We start from the raw sequence: 23,591 nt of genomic DNA, 5'->3' as shown, positions 1-23,591 counted from the left end.
TTTCGTTAAATTTTGTTAAATTTATTAGCTTCGGCCGCGAAGACCTTCATATTAATTATCTTTGTTTTTAATCTACGGCTCATGAAAAAAGTATATTTGGTGTTGGCTCTGTTCTGTTTGGTGAGTGGGAGTGCTTTTGCGCAGCGGTTTGCGTATGTGGATAGCGAGTATATATTAGATCACATACCCGAATATGTTGCGGCTGAAAAGCAGCTTGAAGCAACCTCGAAACAGTGGCAGCAACAGGTGGATGCCCGCCTGGCTGAAGTGGAGAAAATGTATAAGGCCTACCAGGGTGATCTTGCGTTGTTAACTCCGGAAGTGCGTCGCGAAAGAGAAAACGCGATCGTGGAAAAGGAAAAAGCGGCAAAAGAGTTTCAGCGTGTAAAGTTCGGCTTCGAAGGCGATTTGTATAAGCAACGGATTAAATTAATCCAACCTGTTCAGGAACGTGTGGCGAGAGCTATTGAGGCAGTAGCAGAAAGCAATCAGCTGGACATGATTCTGGATAAAAACAGTGAAGTTATACTCTTGTATGCGAGTCCGCGTTTAGATAAGAGTGATGAGGTAATAACAAGACTGGGATATAAGCCTGGTTCAGCAGTGAAGTAATTTTGAAAGTAACCAAGTAAATTTTTATAATAGCAGAATGAAAAATGTAGTTAAAGTAGCAGTAGTAGCGGTAGGATTATTTTTAACGGGAACTACGGTTAATGCACAGCAAAAGTTCGCACATATCAACTCAGCAGAGCTTTTACAATTAATGCCTGAAGTGAAAACAGCAGATGCAACATTTCAGACTTTTCAAAAACAGAAGCAGAGCGCTTTGGAGTTAATGAATACAGAACGTGAAAAGAAGATCGTAGCTTATCAGGACAAAGCGAAAACTGTAAGTGAAGCAAACAAGGCAACGGTTGGTAAAGAACTGGAAACTATGGGAGCTGAAATTCAGGATTTCGAAAAACGCATGCAGGAAACACAGCAGAAAGCTCAGCAGGAGCTTCAGACTAAGCAAGGCGAATTGTATCAGCCAATTTATCAGAAAGCTGAAAACGCCATCAAAGCTGTTGCTAAAGAGAAAGGATATGCTTATGTGTTTGATATCTCTCAACCAGGAGTAGTTTATTTTGATGGTGGTGATGATATCCTGAGCGTTGTTAAAGCGAAATTAGGCATCACTGCAACAACAGCAGCTGCACCAAAGAAATAATAAGAAATAACAGATATCTGTTGAAGGCGAAGTCTCGAAAGGGGTTTCGCCTTTTTTCGTTGTATCAGATCAGGTTTTCATCAGTCCTAGATGCTTATCATAAGGCGATTTTCTTGCTCCGTTAATAGCTGCTCATCCGGGCAGCACAAGGCTTATTTCATGATATTTATCACTTCAGATTCATATCTTATTAAATGCGCTTATTTTCGGCGGTATTTTTTAAGTTTGCAAGTACGAAGCTATAAAATTGATTTTCTATATAACATATATTCTAGTCGGCATTCTGCTCTTTTCTTTTGCGGCTGTTTTCGCGTTGTTTAGTGTATATGCAGAGCGCAAGGTATCTGGTTTTATCCAGGACAGGCTCGGTCCGATGGAAAATGGAAAATGGGGAACCATACAAACCCTGGCTGATGCTTTAAAGCTTCTGCAAAAGGAGCATATTACGCCTCTGGCTGCTGACAAGGTCCTCTTTGCACTGGCCCCGATTGTGATCTTTATATCGGTGTACATGGGCTTTGCTGCTCTTCCCTGGGCACCTGGCGTGATACCGGCAGCGCTGAACATAGGCGTTGTTTATATTTTTGCGATAATATCCATCGAGGCGATCGGGATCCTGATGGCGGGGTGGGGATCGAATAACAAGTACTCGTTGCTGGGTGCGCTGAGATCTGTGGCTCAGGTGATCTCTTATGAAATTCCCGCGGGTATTTCCATTATCTCAGCTGTGATGATCGCACAGACGCTGGATATGCATGCGATTGCTTCCAGGCAAGGTGTAGGCACTCCGGAGACAATATGGTTCCTTGGATTCTGGGATGTTACGGAAATCGGCGGGATCTTCTCCTGGCACATTTTTCAGGCACCACATCTCATTGTCGCTTATGTTATCTATTTTATTGCTTCACTTGCTGAATGTAATCGTGCTCCGTTCGATATTCCTGAAGCAGAGTCTGAATTGGTAGCAGGTTTTCATACTGAATATACAGGAATGCGGTTCGCCTTCATTTTCCTGGGAGAATATGCGATGATGTTCCTGGTAGGTATGGTTGGCGTCGTCCTCTTCCTGGGAGGCTGGAATACTCCGCTGCCTAATATTGGCACGGTGAAGCTGGCGGACTGGACATCGGGAATGGGATGGGGTATTTTCTGGACTTTCTCGAAAGTTTTGCTTGTGGTGTTGGTTCAGATGTGGATAAGGTGGACATTGCCCCGTGTAAGGGTGGACCACTTAATGAGTTTTTGCTGGAAGATACTTACACCCCTGGCTTTTTTATGTATGGCCATATCGGGTGTGTGGAGACTTCTTGTTATGTAATGTAGAGGAGGTACCGTGATTATCAAGAAAACAATAAACGCTCTCAGAACTTCATGGAAAGGCATGGCCCTTACCTTGAAGCATTTCTTTGCTGTGAATAAGCGAAGGAAGAGTGTTGATATACGTTCAGATAATTATTTTGAACAAAAGGAAGGGGTAGTTACCGTACAGTATCCACGGGAGACCTTGCCAATTCCGGAGGTGGGTAGGTATCAGCTGGATGTCGTGATCGACGATTGCATTGTTTGTGATCTGTGTGCGAAAGTTTGCCCGGTTGACTGTATCGAGATTGAAAGTATAAAGGGTACGGGACCAATAGGGATTACGTCTGACGGAACGACCAAGCGGCTGCATGCGGCTAAGTTCGACATCGATATGGCCAAATGCATGTATTGCGGATTGTGTACTGTTGTGTGTCCGACGGAGTGTATAACCATGACGGATACCTATGATCGCAGTGTGACTAATGTGGCTGATCTGATCTATAAATTCTCTGAGATGACGCCAGAAGAGGCTGAACAAAAGAGAAAGGAACTAGCTCAGCAGTTGGCAGAGAAGCAGGCAGCGAAAGATGCTGCTGCAATGAAAGCGTTTCAGGAAAGGAATAAAGAATGAACATAGAGCAGCTTGTATTCTATATTTTAGCCGCAATGGTATTGATTTCCGCCTTCATGGTGGTATTCAACAGAAATATGGTACGGTCTATATTTTTGTTCTTCGTGACCTTATTTTCCATGTCAGGCTTGTTCGTTTATGCCCTGGCAGATTTTGTGGCGGTTACGCAACTGGTCGTGTATGTAGGTGGGATGCTCGTTTTGATGATCTTTGCCTTTCTGCTGTCGAGCAAAACCATATTAAATACGAGCACCGTGCATAGGACCAGTCTGATTGGTCTGCACCATGTACCTGGGCTCCTCATTTCCCTGGTTTTCTTCCTGATCTTATTTGTAACGATCTACCAGGCTAATCCTGATGAGATCAGCTGGATCAGGAATGCCGGAAAGAATACCATAACAGTCAGTGATAACACGATCCATGCCATCGGGATCAATTTGATGACGCGCTACCTTGTGCCTTTCGAGATCGTTTCAGTGCTGCTGATGATGGCTTTGATTGGTGCTGCTCATCTGGCAAGAAGAACGAAGAAGCTATGATACCATTATCCCATTTTATGCTCATCAGCGGCCTTCTGTTTTGTATAGGGCTGTATGCAGTGCTGTCGAAGCGCAACGCCATCATGATACTTATCGGGATTGAGTTTATGCTGAATGCAGCGATATTGAACCTGGTGGCGTTCGGCAAGTATGACAAGCAGGTGATGGGCGGACAAATGTTTGCCTTGTTCGCCATTGTTCTGGCTGCGGCGACCGTAGCCGTGTCGCTGGCTATTATACTGAACGTTTATACCTATTATAAAAATATTGATCCGACAACCATCGATCAGCTGAGGGACTAATTTTGGAGGCACTTATATCTGAACATATCGTATTCATCTCCCTTGTAGCAGCAGTATTGCCCCTGCTGACGTTCTTTGGCAGCCTGATTTTTTCGGGTCAAGTGAGCCGCAGCGGATCACTTGCCATCCTGAACATGAGTTTGAGCCTGATTTTGTCGGCATGTGTATTTGGGAGAATCTGGAACGGGGCCGTTATTCATGAACAGATCCACTGGTTTACCATCGGTGGCTGGGATCTAAGAATCGGCATTCTGCTAAATAATCTGTCGGCGCTAATGATGCTCCTGGTTTCGGCCATTGCTTTGCTGGTGAATATCTATTCCACGAAATACATGCAGGGTGACCCGTATATCCGCCGATATTGGGCATACCTGGGGCTTTTCTGCTTTTCGATGCTGGGTTTGGTGATTGTGGATAACCTGTTACTGATGTATATGTTCTGGGAGCTGGTTGGCTTTTCGTCTTATCTGCTTATCGGTTTCTGGTTCTCGCGCAGCACGGCGGTGAGGGCGAATAAGAAGGCTTTTATCATGAACAGGGTGGGAGACCTGGGTTTCCTCATCGGGATCATGATCATTTTCTCGCAGTTTCAGACACTTGATATTACCAGGCTGTTTGGAGCTGAGGGCCTTGTAAATTCTGCTGTTATTTCAGGAGGTTCCTGGGTTGGGAGCGCAGGCACGATGCCCGCTGAATGGCTGACCATTGCAGGGATCGTTTTCTTCCTGGCTGCTGTAGCCAAGTCTGCACAGTTTCCGTTACATACCTGGCTACCTGACGCGATGGAAGGACCGACATCTGTATCCTCTCTTATTCATGCGGCTACCATGGTTGCTGCAGGGGTGTTCCTGATCGCCCGTGTGTATCCTGTATTTGATGAACATGTCTTGCTGGTCATCGCTGCGATCGGAGCGTTTACGGCATTTATGGCCGCTACAATCGCGCTGACGCAGAATGATATTAAACGTATTCTGGCGTTTTCGACCATCTCGCAGCTTGGTTTCATGATGTTGGCGATGGGTGTTGGAGCATCTGCTTCTGCGCTGTTTCATCTGGTGACGCATGCCTTCTTTAAATGTTTGCTGTTTCTGGCAGCAGGTGCAGTCATTCATGAGATGGCGCATCTGAAGGATAAATCAGGAAAGGACTTTGACCCGCAGGATATTCGTAATATGGGTGGTCTGAGAAAACATATGCCACTGACTTTCGTGTCGATGGTGATCGGATCGCTGGCGCTTGTTGCACTCCCGCTGACTTCGGGATATCTGTCTAAAGATGCGATTTTGATCCAGTCTTTCGAATGGGCAGAAGGAGAAGGAGGCTGGTTCCGCCTGATACCAATATCGGCTATGGTCACATCCTGGCTAACTGCCTTCTATATTTCGAGGCTCATTTTCAAGGTCTTTTTTGGTGAGTTCCGGCTTTCAGAATTGACTGGTCATCTGCATGTCCATGAGGCGCCGGCGGCGATGAAATACGTGATGCTGATCCTGAGCGTATTCTGTTTATTTCCGGTATTTTCATGGAATCCCTTGTTGTTTGAGGATGCATGGCTTCTGAAAGGATTTCCGGTGACAGAAAGTATGACCCGGATCAATGCCTTCCATACCATCATCCCGGCGGCCGTTAACCTGATTTCTATCGCGCTGATTGGCCTTTGTTTCAGATGGTACGGTTCCGGGCGCAGTGCTCCCGATTTCAGCAAGACGGTAATATTCAGGTTTTCGCAGGAACAATGGCATATCGACAAATTCTATTCAGCTGTGCTGGTTAAAGGAACAACTGCTTTTTCCGGTATCTTGTATTGGTTTGACCGCTACGTCGTTGACGGTGTTGTGAACCTGGTGGGTACGCTCGGAAGATGGTTGTCATTCTGGTCGCGCTGGGTTGACCGCTATGTAATTGACGGATTGGTTAACTTTTTCGCGTATCTGGCAGGAATTGTTGGAAACTTTGTACGTCACTTTCAGACGGGAAGGCTACAGCATTATCTGGTTACCATGCTGATCATTATATTAACACTTTTTATTTTTAAATACTACACTGCAGCTATATGAGTTTGCTATCCATATTGATCTTCCTGCCATTGCTTGCAGGGCTCGTCATCCTTATACTTCCTTCATCTGCAAGGAACGCTTATAAATTCGTTGCCCTTGCTGCCGTGTGCGTTCAGGTTCTGATCAGCGCTTATATTTATCTGAACTTCAATGGTCAGGTTTTCTCCGGTGTAGACGAGCAGTCGAAGTTTCAGCTGGTGGAACGCCTTCCATGGATCAATTTGAATCTGGGAGCAATGGGTAAGCTGCAGATCGACTACTTTCTTGGTATTGATGGTTTGTCTATGCCTTTCCTGGTGCTGACATCTGTCGTGATGCTGGTTGCCCTCTTGGCGTCCTGGGAAATCAAGACTAATTTAAAAGGGTATTTCGCGCTGTTCCTTCTATTGGATACGGCGGTTCTGGGCGTGTTTTCTGCTCTTGATTTTTTTCTTTTCTATGTCTTTTATGAGCTGATGCTCTTGCCGCTGTATTTCCTGATCGGTATGTGGGGTGGTGTAAGAAGAGAATACGCAGCCATTAAGTTTTTCCTCTATACGCTGTTCGGTTCGGTATTTATGCTGCTGGTGATCATCGGCCTTTACTTCTCAGTCATTGACCCAGCCACCGGTCATCATACTTTCAACATGCTGAGTATGATGGATCCGAAGAACTATGTGGAAGGCTCATTGTTCTCGGTGTTAACCAATGCGGAGTTCTTTGGTATATCGGCACGACTGATTGGTTTTATTGTTCTTTTCGTCGCCTTCGCTATCAAAGTTCCAATTGTACCCTTACACACCTGGTTGCCTGACGCACACGTCGAGGCACCGACACCTGTTTCGATTATACTCGCCGGAATATTATTGAAGATTGGAGGTTATGGTATTTTGAGGGCCTGTATAAGCATTTTCCCGGAAGCAGCTATTCAGTCTTCCTGGTGGCTGGGTCTGATCGGGGTGATTTCCATTCTTTACGGAGGACTGAATGCACTGGCTCAAAAAGATCTGAAGCGTCTGATCGCATATTCGTCGGTTTCGCATATGGGTTTTGTGCTCCTTGGGATTGCTTCTATAACGGCGGAAGGGATCAGCGGTGCCATGATGCAAATGATCAGTCACGGATTTTTATCGTCCATGTTATTTTTCCTTGTCGGTGTGATCTATTCGAGAGTTCATGACCGATCTATCCCTAATTTCAGGGGACTTGCTCTGATTATGCCCCGATATACGGCTTTTATTATGATCGCATTTTTTGGATCGTTAGGACTTCCCGGTTTCTCTGCGTTTATCGCGGAAGCTTTCAGTTTAATCGGTGCTTTTAATTCGTCATCTGTAAACGGCCTCCTCCCGAGATGGATGGCTATTTGCGGCTCTGTTGGTATTTTTCTGAGTGCCTGCTACTTTTTGTGGACGCTGCAGCGAATGTTTTTCGGTGAAACCCGACTGATGGGAGGAGAGAAGTGGAAAGCCTTGCTGACAGATGTTAACCCGAGAGAGATCACGGTGCTGTGTATATTAACATCATTTGCGCTGGTACTGGGAATTATGCCTTCACTTGCCTTCGAAAAGATGAATGCTTCTGTATTGGAACTGATTCGTTTAGTTAATCTGAAATAGTATGAACGAATTTGCTGGACAGATACCATCTTTATTGCAGGTCATCAGAGAGGGAATACCCTTCTTCCTTCCGGAAATTGTCCTGATCTTGACTTTTATTTGTGTGATCATTGCCGACTTGTTTTTCCCGGGAAAAAAGTCTGTCAATACATTTATGATGGCTATGGTGGGTATTGCAGCGTCGCTGGTCTTTACCTGTCTGCAGTTTGAGGCGCTCGAGGGTCCTTTGAGAGTATTTCAGGGTTCAATTACTATTGACAGCACGGCGGGTATTTTCAAGATTCTGTTTGGTGGGATTGTATTGATCTATGCTTTGTTTATAAGAGGTAACCGACAGCTTCAGAATCATATAAAAGGTCCAGGTGACCTTTACTTATTGCTACCGGGAGTGCTTCTGGGCCTTAACCTGATGGCCATGTCATCGGGACTGCTGATGATCTATCTGTCTATTGAAATGATCTCTATCGTTTCCTATCTGATGGTGGGTTATGTGTCTGACAGCGCCAGGCAATCTGAAGCAGCGATGAAATATGCACTATTCGGAGGCGTCTGTTCTGCGATTATGTTATACGGGATATCGCTGTTGTATGCTTTTACAGGTACTCTTATTTTATCAGACCCGGCATTCATGACTGGCTTGTCTCAAATGCCGCAGCCGGCGGTAGCCATTGCCGTTGTCCTTGTGCTGGTGGGTATAGGATTTAAGTTGTCGTTCGTACCGCTGCATTTCTGGAGTCCTGATGTATATGAAGGCGCACCATTGCCGGTTACTGCATTTCTATCTACGGGTCCCAAGTTAGCAGGCTTTGCCGTTCTGCTGCGCTTTCTGGATCCTTACTACGCCTTCCAGGCGAGCAGTAATACCGCTGTTTTCGACTTTATGCCAGTACTTTCGTTGATCGGTATCAGCTCTATGGTAGTAGGTAATTTCGCCGCTATCTGGCAAAATAACATTAAGAGGATGCTGGCTTACTCGTCGATTGGACATACGGGGCTGATTATGATGGCCGTTGCCGTTCATTCTCAGAACGGACTCAAAGCTTTACTGTTTTATCTGATGATGTATGCCATCACCAATATGGCAGCTTTTATTTTCGCATCGGGTATCGAAGAACGAACGGGAGCTATTCAGATCTCCGAATATAGGGGCTTGGGAAAGAAGCTGACCCTGGAGATGGTTTGTTTCGTGGTGATCCTGATGTCGTTTACGGGCTTGCCACCACTTGCCGGCTTTATCGGGAAGGTGCTGATTTTTTCATCGGCTATTGAATATTATTCGGCAAACAGCTCCATCTGGATGCTCCTTCTGCTGATTACGGCGGCTATAACAACGGTGGTGTCATTGTTCTACTATTTTAAAATTCCACTGAATGCATTTCTGAGAAGTTCTGAGAAACAGATGGATATAGAGGTGGGTCGAAACTATCTGAGCTATGTTGCTGTTCTCCTGACGCTGCTACTGATCGTATGGGGGATTATGCCGGGAATGCTGATCTAAGTTAGATGTTTAAACTTGTGTCATCTTTTGAGATTTAGTTCATTTTTACTATAAATGTATTAATTTTGCGGGCTCATTGATATTCCATGAGCGAAGCAATAAAACATGAGTGCGGCATCGCATTCATTCGTCTACTAAAACCCCTCTCTTTTTATCAGCAGAAATATGGTACGGCCTTATACGGGTTGAATAAACTGTACCTATTGATGGAAAAACAGCATAACCGCGGTCAGGATGGAGCCGGTATTGCGACCATTAAGCTGGATGTTACGCCCGGAAACCGCTATATCAGCCGTTACCGTGCGATGGGCTCCACTGCTGTGTCGGAAGTGTTTGAACATGTGCAAAAAAAGTTCGCAGATATTCAAAGCAATCCAGAGCTATTTCAGAATGCCGAGTGGCTGAAAGAAAATGTGAGTTTTACCGGTGAGGTATTGATGGGACACCTGAGATATGGTACCCACGGCAAAAATAGCGTGGAAAACTGCCACCCTTTTCTTCGTCAGAATAACTGGATGAGCAGAAACCTGGTGATTGCCGGAAACTTCAACATGACCAATGTGGATGAATTGCTGGAGCAGCTCTTCGAGCTGGGGCAACATCCTAAGGAACGTGCGGATACAGTAACTGTATTGGAAAAGATCGGACATTTCCTAGATGATGAAAATCAGCAGCTTTTTGATCATTTCAAACAGGAAGGGCACAGCAACGCGGAGATCAGCAGGCTTATTGCAGATCATATCGACGTAGCCAAGATCTTGAGACGCTCAGCAAAGACCTGGGATGGAGGATATACGATTGAAGGTATCTTCGGTCATGGCGATGCATTCATCATGCGTGACCCCGCTGGTATCCGTCCCGCGTATTACTATCAGGATGATGAGATCGTAGTGGCTACTTCGGAGCGTCCCGCGATTCAGACTGCATTTAATATCCCGATCGAGGCCATTAAGGAAATTAAGCCGGGCCATGCGCTCATCATCAAGAAGAACGGACATGTTTCTGAGGAGATGTTCAGGGAGCCGGAGGTGCAAAAATCTTGTTCTTTTGAAAGAATCTATTTTTCAAGAGGCAGCGATGCATCTATTTACCGGGAACGTAAGCAACTGGGCAGGTTACTTTGTCCACAGATCCTCAACACCGTTAATTATGATTTAAAAAACACGGTCTTTTCATTCATTCCAAACACGGCAGAAGTGGCGTTTTACGGAATGGTAGAAGGCCTGCATAAGTATATTAAACGCTACCAGAAAGACACTCTTCTGAAGAGAGAAGATAAGATCACCGACGCTGAGCTGGAAGAAGTGCTGAGCATTTATCCGAGAGTTGAGAAGATTGCCATTAAGGATGTTAAGCTGCGTACATTCATCACGCAGGATGCTGACAGGCAGGATATGGTATCGCATGTGTATGACACAACCTACGGATTAGTTAAAGCACAGGCAGACAACCTGGTCGTATTGGACGACTCGATCGTCAGAGGAACTACGCTAAAGCAGAGTATCCTGAAAATTCTTGACCGCCTGAAGCCTAAGCAGATTGTAGTTGTTTCATCTGCTCCGCAGATCAGATACCCGGATTGTTATGGTATCGACATGTCCAGAATGGGTGAATTTGTTGCTTTTGAAGCTGCGATCGCTTTATTGAAGGAATCAGGAAGAGAGAATATTATCTTCGAAACCTACGAAAAGTGCCAGCAGGCGGTACGAGATGGCAAGGAGAAGCAGGAGAACTTTATCAAAGCGATCTATGCACCGTTTACTGACGAGGAAATCTCTGCAAAGATTGCGCAGATCATCTCTCCTAAAGAAATTAACGCGGAGGTGAAGGTGATCTACCAGACTCTGGACAATTTACATATTGCTTGTCCGGACCATTTGGGTGACTGGTATTTCTCAGGAAATTATCCAACGCCAGGTGGAAACAAGGTGGTGAATAAGGCCTTCATGAACTGGATGGAAGGAAAGAATCAGAGAGCGTACGTTTAGTCGCTCTTTTAGGAAAGCAGATCGTAGATCAGCTTTAGTGCAAAGATCATAATGAGAGAACCAGCAACTCTGTTTAAGAGGATGATGGTTCTCTCTTTTATTTTATAACGAAGTTTGTTGGCGTAGTACGCTTTCATCGAGTCCATGCTGAACTGTGTGATGAGGATGGAGCCGAAGAAAGGGAACACTTGCTGTGCCTGTATCTCTCCGGTAACGGAGATAATGCTGCTGGTTACGGTGATCCAATAGATCAGCAGCGAGGGGTTGAAAATGCACATCAGAAAACCCTTAAAGAAATATCCCGTGTTTCTTTTGGTGGAGGTTATATTGTCATAGTTGATCTTTACCTTCTTGAACAGGTAAAAGAAGCCTATACCCATCATGACGGCTGCGCCCGTAAGACCTATCGCATAACGATATTGGTTTTCAAACTGTATAAAAGAGGAGCCGTAGAGGGCGAGGGATACATAAATAATATCGCTTAGCAGTACGCCCCCCGCGAGAGAAATACCTGCGTGAAAGCCTTTCTCTATACTGGTCTTTAGCAAAGCGAAGAAAACTGGTCCAGTTGCAAAAGAAAGAACTATGCCAAGTCCTACACCAGAAATAATTGTCTCAAGCATCTATTAGTGGTTGGAAGTGTGCGAATATCTAAAATAATGCTGAAAAAACAGCGCATATATTTTTTATAAGTTTTTACGGGCATGAAATACCTCATAATATTTTAGCAGTGTTACAAATAAAAATTATTTTTGGGAGGTATCGGTTAGACTTAATCATATACGCAGGAAAGTTTTATTTATTGTTCACATGTCTGTAGAGAGACCGAGTTTCGAGAGTATATTTATGAATCTGGCGGGCGACCTGGCGCGACGTTCGCATTGTGTTAAAGCTCAGGTTGGCGCAGTTCTTACCAAGGACACCCGGATTATATCGATCGGGTATAACGGTCCACCTGCAGGAACTCACAATTGTGATGAGGAGTTCCCGGAAACAGGCTGCGCCAGAGACGCGAAGGGTAGCTGTTCGCTTGCTCTGCACGCGGAAGAGAATGCAATTCTTTACGCTTCCAAGAACGGTGCGGATCTGGAGGGCTCAACCCTCTATGTGACACTTTCTCCTTGTCTTCCCTGCGCGCGCCTGATCTTTTCTTCAGGTATCAAGAAAGTACTATACCGGAATTCGTATGCCGCGTACAAGGGCCTAGCAAATGATGAGGGGGTAGATTTCCTGAACAGGTTCGGCGTAGAGACTTTACAGGTCAGCGAAGCTTAGTGAGCTCATCCAGGAGGATCGTTGCGATTGTCTCCGAAGTCTGACTGATGATCTCATCAGGGTTGCCTTCAAAATACAGCTTTGTCATCCAGGCTTTGTCTTTGATATAGCCGTTCACGAATATAGTGCCCACAGGTTTTTCAGGCGATTCGCTACCACCAGGAGAAGCGAGTCCTGTTACCGCAACGATCACATCGGCAGGAATGAGCTTCTTTAATCCATCGGCCAGTAGTTGGGTCACTTCCTGTGATTCAGGTGTATATTTTTCTATAATTTCTTCACTGATACCGAAAAGGTTTTTCTTTACGGATACATCATAGCAAACTACGGATCCCTGGATTACCGTTCCACAGTCGGGAACTGAACTAAAGTCATATATCAATTTACCGGTTGTTACGCTTTCGGCGAAAGAGATGGTCAGGTTTTTCTCTAATAGGGTATGACAGCAGGCGATTACGGTTTTAGGAGCCATTCGTTTCTTAATTTGGTAGAATACGTTTACAACAAACACCCTTGTGCTTGGTTTGTATTTATATTGAAATTTAAAAGCCATCCCATGAAGAATGTTTTAACCATCACCCTGAACCCGACGATCGACAAGAGCAGCACAGTAGAGCGAATTGCACCTGAGAAAAAGCTCCGGTGTGAACCCCCGGTGTTTCAACCAGGGGGAGGCGGCATTAACGTCTCCAGAGGCCTGGTTCGTCTGGGAGTAGATTCTACTGCTTTTTTCCTGGCAGGAGGTAGGACCGGGGAATTACTTCGAGAGCTGGTCGAAAAGGAAGACGTTAAAGTAAGCTCTTTTTCCGTTTCCGGAGATACCCGGGAAAACTTCATCGTGGTTGAAAGCAGTACGAATCAACAGTATCGTTTTGGGATGCCAGGCAGTACAATTACCGAACAGGAGCAGCAGGATATTCTGGAAGCGATACGCGCGATGAACCCTTTCCCTGATATTGTGGTGATCAGCGGCAGCCTTCCTCCGGGAATTTCACCCGCTTATCTCCGGACGCTGGTCAGGCTGTCAAAGGAACGGTCGGCCCGTGTGATTGTGGATACTTCCGGTGATGCTCTCAAAGAAGTGCTGGAGGAAGGTGTGTTTCTGGTAAAGCCGAATTTGGGCGAGCTTGCAAACCTGACGGGGACGGAATCCCTGGATAATGAGTCTGCGGATGAAGCTGCTCAGGAGCTTGCAGAAGCAGGCAAAGCAGAAGTGATTGTGGTTTCGATGGGACCACAGGGAGCTTATGTAGTTACCAAGGATATAAAGGAGCATATTCCGGCGCCGGCAGTAAAGAAGCTCAGTACGGTTGGAGCGGGCGACAGTATGGTTGCAGGAATGGTTTCGGTGCTGGCCAAGGGGGGCGACTGTCTGGAGATGGCCAGGATGGGCGTGGCCTGCGGCACAGCTGCGACCATGAATCCGGGAACAGGTCTGTTTAAGAAGCATGATGCAGAGCGCCTGTTCAACTGGTTAAACAAGCGCTCTGAAAAGGTCGTTATGAAGTAAGGGTATCGAGCAGTTGCATGACTTTAACCCCAGTCTCTGCAGTGCAGGGGTTGGGGCACTTGTCCTGAAAATAGTCGACCACCATCTGGATCATCGGTGCCTGGATGTTTTCGGGAAGATCGAATTCCACCCGTTCATCGCGCCCATCCTTGGAAAGTATATAGTAGTTACCGAAAACGGAGAAGCTAAGTTTTCCTTCAGATCCCATGATGGTGCAAAGGTCCAGGCGTTCTTCAGGGGGAACGCTGAAACACCACAGTCCGTTGAATACAACACCGTTTTCGAAAACCAAAGAGCCGCTAACGAAATCATCTGCGGGTGAGTAGCGTGCCTGGTTTAAAGCGCGTCCCCGGGCCTCTTTCACCTCGCCAAAGAAGAAGAGCATGAGGTCAAGCTGGTGAGGCGCTAGGTCGTGGAATAGCCCCCCTCCGGATACAGCGGGGTTTAACCTCCAGTTGTCTTCCGTTTGGGTGATCAGGTCGGAGCCTGCATTTTGTAGCATTTTCAGGTCCACATAGCGGACCTTACCTATAGCTTTTTCTTCGATCAGCTCTTTTATCTTCCTAAATAAGGGCAGCCCTCTGCGGTAATGTGCGACGGTCAGTTTTACACCTGAGTCGGCGGAAGCGGCGGCCATCAATCTCGCTGATTCAGCAGAGAGGGTCATCGGTTTTTCTACATATACCGGTTTACCTGCCTGAATGGCTTCAAGGGTGTAACGCTCATGCGAATCGGGAGGCGTCGCGATATATATGGCATCGACTTCGGGATCATTGATGATTTCTGTCGCGTCTGAATACCATTTAGATATTCCATGACGTCGTGCGTAATCTTCTGCCTTTGCTGCATTCCGGCGCATGACGGCCACCAATTTAGAATTGTTTACTTTGTTAAAAGCAGGGCCACTTTTTTTTTCTGTTACGTCGCCGCAACCGATGATTCCCCAGTTTATATTACTCATATTTATTTGACGATGTTGATTGCTTTTAGCCAATGTTGTACTCTGTCGGTCCAACGGTCGGGCGTACGACCGGGGACCTGTCCGAAACCGTGTCCGCCCGTAGGGTAGAGGTGCATTTCCGCAGGAACGCCATTTCTGATCAATGCTTCATAGAAGCTGATGCTGTTTCCGACCTTTACCCCTTTGTCGTCTCCTGCATGCACCAGTAGGGTAGGAGGAGTCTGAGGAGTAACTTGCAGATCGCTCGAAAACTTTCTGATGTTTTCAGGTGTCGGGTTAGGGCCCAGGAGGTTGTCTCTCGACCCTTTGTGCATGAGGCTGTCGCTCAGGCTTATTACGGGATAAACCAATACCATGAAATCGGGACGCAGATTAGTGTTCTCTTTATTGTCGATGACAGCTTTGTTAAATTGTGTGCCGGCCGTGGAAGCCAGATGCCCACCTGCTGAAAATCCGAGGATTCCGACCCGGGAAGCATCGATCTTCCATTCAGCAGATCGCGCACGGATTGTTTTTATCGCCTGCTGGGCATCCTGAAGTGGGCCTATGGATTTATCAGACATGATCTGATCTGAAGGCAAACGGTATTTGAGCACAAATGCAGCGACACCAAAGGCGTTGAATTCTTTGGCGATATCAATACCTTCGTGTGAGTAGGCGATCCCCGAGTATCCGCCGCCGGGAATGATCAGAACTGCTGCGCCGGTATTGGTCTGCGCCGGGGGAAGATAGATCTCTAGGGTTGGAGTGGAGACTTTGCTGAATTTGATGCGTCCGTCGCTGCCCACTGCTCTCTCCTCTTTGTACTCGGCTTTTATCGAATTTGGTATCTTTCCAGTATACAATGGAATAACTGTTTGTCCGAAACCCTCCATAGATGCGAAGATACAGGACAAAGCGATTACATATTTGTTCATTTTGGCTTTGTTTTCCGCAATATACTCATACTGTGCAAAGGTATTACGAACCAAGTAGAAACTTTTTTGTTAAACCGTAAATAGAACTATGATAGATGAAAAACAGCTGGAGATCGATGATCTGCAGGTTCATTATAAAATTGTCAACGCCGGCGCAACCACTGCGACTGTGATCTTCATACATGGATTTCCCTTTGACTGCAGTATATGGGACAAGCAGATGGAAGCCTTGCCTGATGATATTTGTGGTATCTCTTATGATATCCGCGGCTTCGGAAAGACCGTGGGTGGGCATTCATATTTTAGTATAGATCTGTTTGCGGCGGATCTTAACGCATTAATCAAACAGCTACAATTAACCCGGGTGGTCTTATGTGGCGTTTCCATGGGTGGATATATTGCTCTGCGAGCAGCCGAAAGGACCTCTGATGCATTAGCCGGGTTGATCCTGTGCGATACGAACGCCGAAGCAGACAGCAATCAGGGTAAGCTGAAGCGTTTTGCCTCGATAGAGCAAATCATGGGGGGCGGAAAAGCATTATTTGCAGAAAATTTTGTGAAAGGCCTGTTTAGTCGTCAGACGAATGAACACAAGCCATTACTTATTAAACAGATCGTGGATATCATTGCAGCAACAAGCGATGATACAATTTGTGCTGCTCAGCTTGCACTGGCGTCGCGCACGGAGACGATATCAGCTCTCCCCGCCATCACTGTACCTGCGCTGATCGTCAGGGGCGAGGAAGACCAGATGATGTCAATAGAACAGGCGGAGCAACTCGACTCGGCACTCAATTCAGGAGGGATTATTGAGATCGCAGACGCCGGGCACCTTCCCAATGCCGAGAATCCTGAGGCCTTCAATGAGGCGATGAATACATTTCTAAAAAGAATTAATTAAGGGTCAGATGACAGATGTTGAGCAGTTACTGGAAGAGAATGATCTTTTTTATCTAACAGACAGTAGTGCGGGGATTTCCCGTACACGGGCTGAGTCGGGTTTTAAATACCATTTCAAGAATGGCAAGGAAGTAGACGATGAGAGGACGCTGGAGCGTATCCGCAAACTGGCTATTCCTCCCGCATGGGAGAATGTATGGATTGCTCCTAAAAAGAATGCTCATTTGCAGGCGACCGGTATTGATCAGGCTGGCAGAAAACAGTACCGGTATCATACGAGCTGGTCGGAGTTTCGTAATGAGAATAAGTTTTATCGCTTGCTGGAATTTGGTAAGAAGCTTCCGGAGTTTAGAAGAAATCTGCAGAAGGACCTGCGAAGAAAGAACTTGGATGAAAGGAAGGTGCTGGCGGTGGCGGTCAACTTTATGCAGAAAACGAACATCCGTATTGGCAATGAATCATACAAGGAGCTTTACGGGTCGTACGGACTGAGCACTCTCCGCGATAAGCACATCAAGATCAGCGGCAGCAAGATGAAACTTAGTTTCAAGGGCAAGAAAGGTGTTATGCACGATATGGATATAACGGATACGAAGCTTGCCAGGCTTGTTCAGAAGTGCAAGGATATACCAGGTCAGGAGCTTTTTCAATATTATACGGAGTCGGGGGAACGGTGTTCGATTGACTCGGGGATGGTTAACAGATACATCAAGGAAGTAACTTGTTGTGATTTTACGGCAAAAGATTTCCGGACCTGGTCGGGAACGCTTGAAGCGCTGAGGGCCTACGCCACCATTGAATATCCGGAATCAGTGACTGCACGAAAGAAGGTCACGAATGAAGTACTGGATATGGTATGCCGGAAACTTGGAAATACGCGGACTGTATGCAAGAAGTATTATGTTTTTCCTCCGCTTATCGCCTCGTATGAAGAAGGAACATTGTTGCCGTACCTGAAGAAGGTAAACAAGGAAGCATTTGGAACAGAGACATCGTTGAATCAGGATGAAAAAGTGCTTTTGACTTTCCTGAAGTCTGAAAGGAAGAAGAAGACGCTGCTTAAATCCTGAAATAGACAGAAATAAGCTGTTGAACCCCACCAACCATTGTCCACATCTTCATTCGTATTTTATCGTAGCGTTTCATAGTAATTTCGTTTAATGACATGTACTTACTAGACAAAATCCTGCCAAAGTGGGATTTAGCGCCGATTTTAGGATTTCTCCGGGATTTTGGGGTATATTGCTACTTATTTTACAAGTATTTTTCTTTTTAAGAGGTCTATACTAGCTCTGAGCTAGGGCAGCTGTATAGCAAACTATACAACCTTCACTTGAATTTAGCATTCAGATGATATTCACTTTTGCATTAGAGCGGGAATTTCTGTAGCTTTGCCCTGCAAATAATCACCTATTTGCTATGCAGCTCGATCCAGAAAAATTCGTTTCAGAAGGTCTTACTTACGACGACGTTTTACTCATCCCCGCTTATTCAGAGGTTCTTCCCAGAGATGTGAATACCAGCACAAACCTCACCAAATCTATTCGCTTAAATGTTCCAATTGTGTCAGCAGCCATGGATACCGTTACGGAATCCGGACTTGCGATTGCGATTGCGCAGGCAGGAGGCATCGGTATTTTACATAAGAACATGACGATAGAACGGCAGGCTGAGCAGGTACGAAAAGTAAAGCGGTCTGAGAGCGGAATGATCCAGGATCCGGTTACGCTTCCTGAAGACGCTCTGGTAGGTACTGCCAGCAAGATCATGAAGGACAATGGTATTGGTGGAATCCCGGTTATCAATCAGTCGGGAGTATTAGTAGGTATTATTACCAACCGGGATCTGCGTTTCCAGAAAGATATGAACCTTCCCTTGAGTAAGGTCATGACGAAGGAGAATCTGGTAACGGCTCCTCATGGAACGACCCTTTTGCAGGCAGAAGAAATTTTGCAGGAGTACAAGATCGAGAAGCTTCCAGTTGTGAACGCCGAAGGAAAGCTGGTTGGTTTAATCACGTTCAAGGATATTCAAAAATATAAAAACTATCCACAGGCTTGTAAAGATGAGCACGGCCGTTTAAGAGTAGGTGCTGCAGTAGGTGTGGCTGCCGATAATCTCGAACGCGTCGCGGCGCTTGTTCAGGCGGGGGTAGACGTAGTAACGGTTGATACAGCTCACGGACATTCTGCCGGAGTGATCAATATGGTGAAATCGATCAAGGGTATGTTTCCCGATCTTCAGGTGATAGCCGGTAATATTGGTACAGCAGAAGCGGCGGTTGCTTTGGCAGATGCAGGAGCAGACGCCGTGAAGGTCGGTATTGGACCTGGTTCTATCTGTACAACGCGTATCATTGCGGGTGTGGGTGTACCACAGCTCTATGCAGTTTACGAATGTGCGAAGGCACTAAGGGGGCGTGGCATTCCTGTTATCGCAGACGGAGGGATCAAGCAGACCGGTGACATCGTGAAGGCGATCGCAGCGGGAGCCAGTACGATTATGGCGGGTTCTTTATTTGCCGGAGTTGACGAGTCTCCGGGTGAGACCATCATTTACGAAGGAAGAAAGTTTAAGTCATACCGCGGAATGGGATCTGTTGAGGCGATGGAGAAGGGATCGAAAGACCGCTACTTCCAGGATGAAACTGATGTGGTGACTAAGCTGGTACCCGAGGGTATTGTTGGCCGGGTTCCTTATAAGGGTACATTAAGTGAAGTTATTTATCAATATATAGGCGGCTTGAGAGCTGGAATGCATTACTGTGGTGCTGCAACCATCGAAGACCTGCAAAAAGCTCGGTTTGTCAGAATCACTGCCGCAGGTATGAGAGAGAGCCACCCTCATGATGTGACGATCACGAAAGAAGCACCAAATTATACCAGCAGGTAGTTGCATATGAAGAGTGTATGTGTTTATTGCGGAGCCTCCTTTAATGGTGACCAGGAACTGGCTCTTGCTGTTGAGGATTTAGCTAAGGTCTTAACGTCTGAAGCTATTGATCTGGTTTACGGCGGCGGAAGCGTCGGTGTGATGGGTCTGGTTGCGGATGCTGTAATGAATCGGGGCGGAAAGGTGACGGGAGTAATTCCTCAGTTTCTGTTGGATCTTGAAGTTGCACATCGGGAGGTTACGCAGCTTATCGTTACAGAAAACATGCATCAGCGCAAAAAGAATATGGCTGATCTTTCAGACGGCTTCATTATCCTTCCGGGTGGCTTTGGTACCCTGGAGGAATTTTTCGAAGTGCTTACCTGGCTTCAGCTGGGCTTACATAATAAGCCCATAGGCGTTTTAAATGTTGGAGGCTATTATGATAGTCTCTTCCAACAGTTAGACGTTATGGTAGAACGGGGGTTCCTGAAGCTGGAAAATCGTGAACTTGTAATTAACGAGAAGACGCCTGAAGAGCTGTTGCGAAAAATGAAAGCGTTCCATGTACAGCCGGATGGTACCTGGTTAAAGGAGCGTAATCTTACTTAGCGCTGATCAGGATCTGTTATTAATGTTATAAATTTAATAGAAAATATTTTTTATGTATCAGGAACAAGAACATGTTCAATGCCTTATCATTGGATCAGGACCGGCGGGATATACGGCAGCGATTTATGCGGCTCGTGCTGACCTTAAGCCAGTTTTATATACGGGTATTGTACCTGGTGGTCAGTTGACGCAGACCACGGACGTTGAGAACTTTCCAGGTTATCCGGAGGGGATCATGGGTCCGGCAATGATGGAAGACTTTCGCAAGCAGGCAGAGCGTTTCGGAACGCAGATCCGTTTCGGATATGTGACTTCGGTGGATTTCTCTGCGACTCCGCACAAAGTAGTTATTGATGAGATTAAAGTGATCACAGCAGATACAGTCATTATTGCCACAGGTGCGACGGCAAAATGGTTAGGATTGCCAAGTGAGCAGAAATACAATGGTTTCGGAGTATCGGCTTGTGCAGTTTGTGATGGGTTCTTTTTCAAGAATCAGGAAGTTGCGATTGTCGGGGCTGGAGATACCGCGGCTGAAGAGGCAACATATCTTGCAAAACTATGCAGCAAGGTACACATGTTGGTAAGACGTGATGAGTTCAGAGCTTCGAAGGCGATGCAGCAACGTGTTCTGAATACAGAAAACATCGTGATCCACTACAATACCGAGACACAGGAGATCGTAGGCGATGGTCTTAACGTAACCGGTGTGCGCGTTGTGAACAATCAGACGCAGGAAGAGAAGGTTATCGATGTAAGTGGCTTCTTTGTGGCGATCGGACATAATCCGAATACCGATATTTTCAAAGGTTGGCTGGATATGGATGAAACCGGCTATCTGATCACTAAAAGCGATTCCACGCAGACAAATATCGAAGGCGTGTTCGCATGCGGAGATGCTCAGGACAAGATTTTCCGTCAGGCGATCACTGCAGCAGGAACGGGCTGTATGGCCGCTCTCGAGGCGGAACGCTATCTGGCGGCTAAAGAGTTTGAAACTGCAGAGTAAAAGTCTTTTTCTAAAATGTTAAAAGTGCCATAATCAGGCACTTTTTTCGTTATATATGCGTCCTACAATTCAGATATGAGATCAAGAACCATTTTTACCCTTATTATATCCATTGCTACCGTAGCCTTTTTCGTTTACCTTTTCTTTTATATAAAAAAGCAAACTTTTGAAACACGAACGGAGATTACGGAGGATGTGATGATTGAAAAGATTACCAATATTGGCAAACTGGAGTTGGTCAAGTACAATATGAAGGACGTGATCGAAAAGAAAGAACTCAGAACTTTGCTGCCGGATAAAAGGATTTTACTGGTTGCGGCGGGCGAAGTAGCAGGTTGCATCGATTTAACGAAGATCAAAAAAGATGATATCGAAAATGTGGGTGCAGACTCCGTTACGGTTTTTCTTCCGCAGCCTGAGGTGTGTTATTTTAAGCTTGACCATAAACGCTCACGTGTTTATGATGTAACCGGAGCCTGGTTTTCTACTGATACAAAGGCGATGGTCGAAGATATTTACAAGATTGCCGAGCAAAGGATATTACAGAACGCAAAAGAGATGGATATACTCGGAAAGACAAGGGAGAATGCCTTCGTCATCTTCAAGCCTATTCTTGAAAATATTTCAGGAAAAAAGGTGGGAATCAAATTCAGATAATAATTAATTTAGTTTCAAACTTTCTGATGTCTATATGAATCCGTTTTCTACTTTTCGCAGTGCTGTACGACTCTGTGTGTTGCCCCTGTTCGTAGCCGTTTTATGTTCCTCTTGTAATCAGGAGAGCGCAAAAAAACCTGCGGAGGGATCAGTGCGTGTTGTTCTGCCGGAACCTTTCCATGCTCATAAGGTAGTGGAAGTGCGCCCAGGACTGACGTTTGACGTATTAAGCTGGGGAAGGGGATCGCAACTCAGCAGTGCTTTCCTGATTTTGCGTTCGGACTCTACAGCGATCAAATACAGGTCGGTAGCCGGTGAGCTGGATGGGAAGATCAGAGACGCCTGGAATATGGACATGGATTCGGATGGCAATCCGGAAATCTTCATACATGCGACCTCGGGAGAGAAGAACGACCGCTTATCGATGTATGTTTACGAGTTTTCAGAAAGCGGTTCTTCAAAAGAGATCAATTTCCCGGATCTGACTTCATCTACAAAGAAGCAGTACAGAGGTAAAGATTCGATCTATGTGAAAGAAGGATCTCTGATCAGGGAATTTCCAGTTTACGAGAGTAGTGATACATCAGCTCTCAAGCCTGTAGGCAAGAAGAAGCTGGAGTACGCCATCCGGGGAAACAGCTTTTCTGTAAAGGAGCTGAAGGAAGATTAACCGAACTGCTTTCGGATGTTCTCGAGCTCTGAGATCATCTCTTTAAGTCGCTCTTGTTCCCTTCGTCTGTAAGTGGCCATCCATTTCCAACACATGATGAACCAGGCAATGGAGAAAGCTACACCTAATGCGCTTTGCCATAACGATGATATGTGATATAGTTCTATAGCAAACAGCGACAGGGCGATGCCAATAAAGATACTGTAGATGCGGTAGTTCCGGGTGTTGAAAGTATAACGCTGCTGTTGATAGTTCTGGAGGTATGAGATATATACATCCGGTTTCTGAAGCAAATGTTTTCCGGAAGAAAACTGGCGATATCCACTGAGTTGAACGACTAAATAGTAGAGGCAGCAGCCAATCAGAATAGCGATGGACAGATGCGTGGTCCACATCATGAAAGAGCTTCTTACCCATATCCAGCTGAAAATAAGGATGCCGGCGAGCATGGCACCTGCTTCAGTCAGCATTCTACGGGCGATGGAGGATTTGGACTTTCTAAGGTCCCTTAGTACGTCTTCGTACACCAGTTTAGGACCGTTAGTCTGACCGCTCCACAAGTCTTTCAGTGCATCAAAATCTTTCATAACGGTTATATATATCAGTCAACTTGTGCTTAATACGGTGTATTTTAACCCGGAGGTTTCCTTCAGATACGCCGGAAATCTCGGCAATTTCCGGATAAGGCAGTTCATCCAGAACCATGGTAATGATCAGGCGCTCGTTTTCTTCCAGCTGAGCGATGCACTTGTATAGTTTTTCAATCTGCTCATTTTTCTCGGAAAGCTCTTCCCGGCTGTTTTCGATAATGTCATCTGTGAGAGGGTCCCGTGCCTGGCGCTTTTCTACGCGGAGCCAGGAGAGACAGGTATTTACTGCGATACGGTATATCCAGGTAGATATCATCGCCTGATTACGGAAGCTGTCAAGATTCTGCCAAACCTTCATGAAGGTTTCCTGCATCAAATCGTGCGCTGCAGCTTCATCGCCAGTGTAACCGTAGCACAAATGATAGATTTTCTTGGAATTTCCCTTGAAAATCTCACCAAACAGAACCTCCTTTTTGTTCATTTTTATTTAGAGC

25 protein-coding genes are annotated in these 23,591 nt (G+C 45.9%); 19 read left to right on the top strand and 6 right to left on the bottom strand.

From position 1 onward, the window contains the following. Positions 1 to 81 precede the first annotated feature (81 nt). The 10 genes from ACO1NU_RS00815 to ACO1NU_RS00770 all read left to right on the top strand — a co-directional run bounded on the left by ACO1NU_RS00815 (position 82) and on the right by ACO1NU_RS00770 (position 11,125). Positions 82 to 612: an OmpH family outer membrane protein gene (locus ACO1NU_RS00815; RefSeq protein WP_448816542.1), complete on the top strand. Its 531-nt coding sequence runs from the start codon at positions 82 to 84 to the stop codon at positions 610 to 612. Positions 613 to 649: 37 nt separating this feature from the next. Continuing rightward, positions 650 to 1,210, top strand: coding sequence for an OmpH family outer membrane protein (locus ACO1NU_RS00810; RefSeq protein ID WP_448816541.1), 561 nt, complete (start codon positions 650 to 652; stop codon positions 1,208 to 1,210). 247 nt (positions 1,211 to 1,457) lie between these two features. Beyond that, positions 1,458 to 2,528, top strand: coding sequence for an NADH-quinone oxidoreductase subunit NuoH (gene nuoH / locus ACO1NU_RS00805; protein WP_448816540.1), 1,071 nt, complete (start codon positions 1,458 to 1,460; stop codon positions 2,526 to 2,528). An 18-nt stretch (positions 2,529 to 2,546) separates the two neighbouring features. After that, positions 2,547 to 3,143 (top strand): 4Fe-4S binding protein, encoded by a 597-nt coding sequence (locus ACO1NU_RS00800; RefSeq protein WP_448816731.1) that lies wholly within the window; start codon positions 2,547 to 2,549, stop codon positions 3,141 to 3,143. After that, positions 3,140 to 3,682, top strand: a complete 543-nt coding sequence (locus ACO1NU_RS00795) for an NADH-quinone oxidoreductase subunit J family protein (protein ID WP_448816539.1) — start codon at positions 3,140 to 3,142, stop codon at positions 3,680 to 3,682. Before ACO1NU_RS00800 ends, ACO1NU_RS00795 begins: the two co-directional genes overlap by 4 nt. After that, complete coding sequence (gene nuoK, locus ACO1NU_RS00790) at positions 3,679 to 3,984, top strand: NADH-quinone oxidoreductase subunit NuoK (protein ID WP_448816538.1); 306 nt, start codon at positions 3,679 to 3,681, stop codon at positions 3,982 to 3,984. The genes ACO1NU_RS00795 and nuoK overlap by 4 nt, the downstream gene beginning before the upstream one ends. Positions 3,985 to 3,986: 2 nt before the next feature. Continuing rightward, positions 3,987 to 6,041: an NADH-quinone oxidoreductase subunit L gene (gene nuoL, locus ACO1NU_RS00785; protein ID WP_448816537.1), complete on the top strand. Its 2,055-nt coding sequence runs from the start codon at positions 3,987 to 3,989 to the stop codon at positions 6,039 to 6,041. Then, positions 6,038 to 7,639 (top strand): complex I subunit 4 family protein, encoded by a 1,602-nt coding sequence (locus ACO1NU_RS00780; protein WP_448816536.1) that lies wholly within the window; start codon positions 6,038 to 6,040, stop codon positions 7,637 to 7,639. The genes nuoL and ACO1NU_RS00780 overlap by 4 nt, the downstream gene beginning before the upstream one ends. A gap of 1 nt (position 7,640) precedes the next feature. After that, positions 7,641 to 9,137, top strand: coding sequence for an NADH-quinone oxidoreductase subunit N (locus ACO1NU_RS00775; RefSeq protein WP_448816535.1), 1,497 nt, complete (start codon positions 7,641 to 7,643; stop codon positions 9,135 to 9,137). An 86-nt stretch (positions 9,138 to 9,223) separates the two neighbouring features. Beyond that, positions 9,224 to 11,125: a class II glutamine amidotransferase gene (locus tag ACO1NU_RS00770; protein ID WP_448816534.1), complete on the top strand. Its 1,902-nt coding sequence runs from the start codon at positions 9,224 to 9,226 to the stop codon at positions 11,123 to 11,125. An 8-nt stretch (positions 11,126 to 11,133) separates the two neighbouring features. Here the strand turns inward: ACO1NU_RS00770 and ACO1NU_RS00765 are convergent, their stop codons facing one another. Next, positions 11,134 to 11,748 (bottom strand): LysE family translocator, encoded by a 615-nt coding sequence (locus ACO1NU_RS00765; protein WP_448816533.1) that lies wholly within the window; start codon positions 11,746 to 11,748, stop codon positions 11,134 to 11,136. Positions 11,749 to 11,935: 187 nt separating this feature from the next. On the opposite strand from ACO1NU_RS00765, the gene ACO1NU_RS00760 reads away from it, so the two are divergent. Beyond that, positions 11,936 to 12,400 carry a deoxycytidylate deaminase gene (locus ACO1NU_RS00760; RefSeq protein WP_448816532.1) on the top strand — a complete coding sequence of 155 codons (465 nt, stop codon included), beginning with the start codon at positions 11,936 to 11,938 and terminating at the stop codon, positions 12,398 to 12,400. Here the strand turns inward: ACO1NU_RS00760 and ACO1NU_RS00755 are convergent. Next, positions 12,387 to 12,872, bottom strand: coding sequence for a CinA family protein (locus ACO1NU_RS00755; protein ID WP_448816531.1), 486 nt, complete (start codon positions 12,870 to 12,872; stop codon positions 12,387 to 12,389). The two genes, ACO1NU_RS00760 and ACO1NU_RS00755, sit on opposite strands and share 14 nt — an antisense overlap. 84 nt (positions 12,873 to 12,956) lie before the next feature. On the opposite strand from ACO1NU_RS00755, the gene ACO1NU_RS00750 reads away from it, so the two are divergent. Next, on the top strand, positions 12,957 to 13,910 hold the full coding sequence (locus tag ACO1NU_RS00750; protein ID WP_448816530.1) for a 1-phosphofructokinase family hexose kinase: 954 nt from the start codon (positions 12,957 to 12,959) through the stop codon (positions 13,908 to 13,910). Here ACO1NU_RS00750 and ACO1NU_RS00745 read toward each other — a convergent pair. Both ACO1NU_RS00745 and ACO1NU_RS00740 read right to left on the bottom strand, forming a co-directional pair. After that, positions 13,900 to 14,871, bottom strand: coding sequence for a Gfo/Idh/MocA family protein (locus ACO1NU_RS00745; RefSeq protein ID WP_448816529.1), 972 nt, complete (start codon positions 14,869 to 14,871; stop codon positions 13,900 to 13,902). The genes ACO1NU_RS00750 and ACO1NU_RS00745 overlap by 11 nt on opposite strands. A 2-nt stretch (positions 14,872 to 14,873) precedes the next feature. Then, on the bottom strand, positions 14,874 to 15,788 hold the full coding sequence (locus ACO1NU_RS00740) for an alpha/beta hydrolase (protein WP_448816528.1): 915 nt from the start codon (positions 15,786 to 15,788) through the stop codon (positions 14,874 to 14,876). An 88-nt stretch (positions 15,789 to 15,876) separates the two neighbouring features. On the opposite strand from ACO1NU_RS00740, the gene ACO1NU_RS00735 reads away from it, so the two are divergent. From ACO1NU_RS00735 to ACO1NU_RS00705, 7 genes are all read left to right on the top strand, one after another. Beyond that, positions 15,877 to 16,689: an alpha/beta fold hydrolase gene (locus tag ACO1NU_RS00735; protein ID WP_448816527.1), complete on the top strand. Its 813-nt coding sequence runs from the start codon at positions 15,877 to 15,879 to the stop codon at positions 16,687 to 16,689. A gap of 7 nt (positions 16,690 to 16,696) precedes the next feature. After that, a complete protein-coding gene (locus ACO1NU_RS00730; protein WP_448816526.1) occupies positions 16,697 to 17,758 on the top strand; it encodes a DNA topoisomerase IB in 1,062 nt (353 codons plus the stop codon). A gap of 349 nt (positions 17,759 to 18,107) precedes the next feature. Beyond that, complete coding sequence (gene guaB / locus ACO1NU_RS00725) at positions 18,108 to 19,580, top strand: IMP dehydrogenase (RefSeq protein ID WP_448816525.1); 1,473 nt, start codon at positions 18,108 to 18,110, stop codon at positions 19,578 to 19,580. 6 nt (positions 19,581 to 19,586) lie between these two features. Beyond that, positions 19,587 to 20,171, top strand: coding sequence for an LOG family protein (locus ACO1NU_RS00720; RefSeq protein WP_448816524.1), 585 nt, complete (start codon positions 19,587 to 19,589; stop codon positions 20,169 to 20,171). Between the two features lie 52 nt (positions 20,172 to 20,223). Further along, the gene (trxB, locus tag ACO1NU_RS00715; RefSeq protein ID WP_448816523.1) at positions 20,224 to 21,180 is read left to right on the top strand and encodes a thioredoxin-disulfide reductase; all 957 of its coding nucleotides are present in this window, start codon (positions 20,224 to 20,226) and stop codon (positions 21,178 to 21,180) included. Positions 21,181 to 21,255: 75 nt separating this feature from the next. After that, the gene (locus tag ACO1NU_RS00710; RefSeq protein ID WP_448816522.1) at positions 21,256 to 21,837 is read left to right on the top strand and encodes a DUF4230 domain-containing protein; all 582 of its coding nucleotides are present in this window, start codon (positions 21,256 to 21,258) and stop codon (positions 21,835 to 21,837) included. 34 nt (positions 21,838 to 21,871) lie between these two features. Continuing rightward, complete coding sequence (locus ACO1NU_RS00705) at positions 21,872 to 22,507, top strand: hypothetical protein (RefSeq protein ID WP_448816521.1); 636 nt, start codon at positions 21,872 to 21,874, stop codon at positions 22,505 to 22,507. Here ACO1NU_RS00705 and ACO1NU_RS00700 read toward each other — a convergent pair. Further along, positions 22,504 to 23,094: a hypothetical protein gene (locus ACO1NU_RS00700; RefSeq protein ID WP_448816520.1), complete on the bottom strand. Its 591-nt coding sequence runs from the start codon at positions 23,092 to 23,094 to the stop codon at positions 22,504 to 22,506. The two genes, ACO1NU_RS00705 and ACO1NU_RS00700, sit on opposite strands and share 4 nt — an antisense overlap. Next, complete coding sequence (locus ACO1NU_RS00695; RefSeq protein WP_448816519.1) at positions 23,081 to 23,578, bottom strand: RNA polymerase sigma factor; 498 nt, start codon at positions 23,576 to 23,578, stop codon at positions 23,081 to 23,083. Before ACO1NU_RS00695 ends, ACO1NU_RS00700 begins: the two co-directional genes overlap by 14 nt. Positions 23,579 to 23,591 lie beyond the last annotated feature (13 nt).

The sequence above is a fragment of the Arcticibacter sp. genome (genome assembly GCF_053551015.1).
The sequence above is the reverse complement of the archived record's forward strand: the minus strand, read 5'-3'. Positions and strand labels throughout refer to the sequence as shown.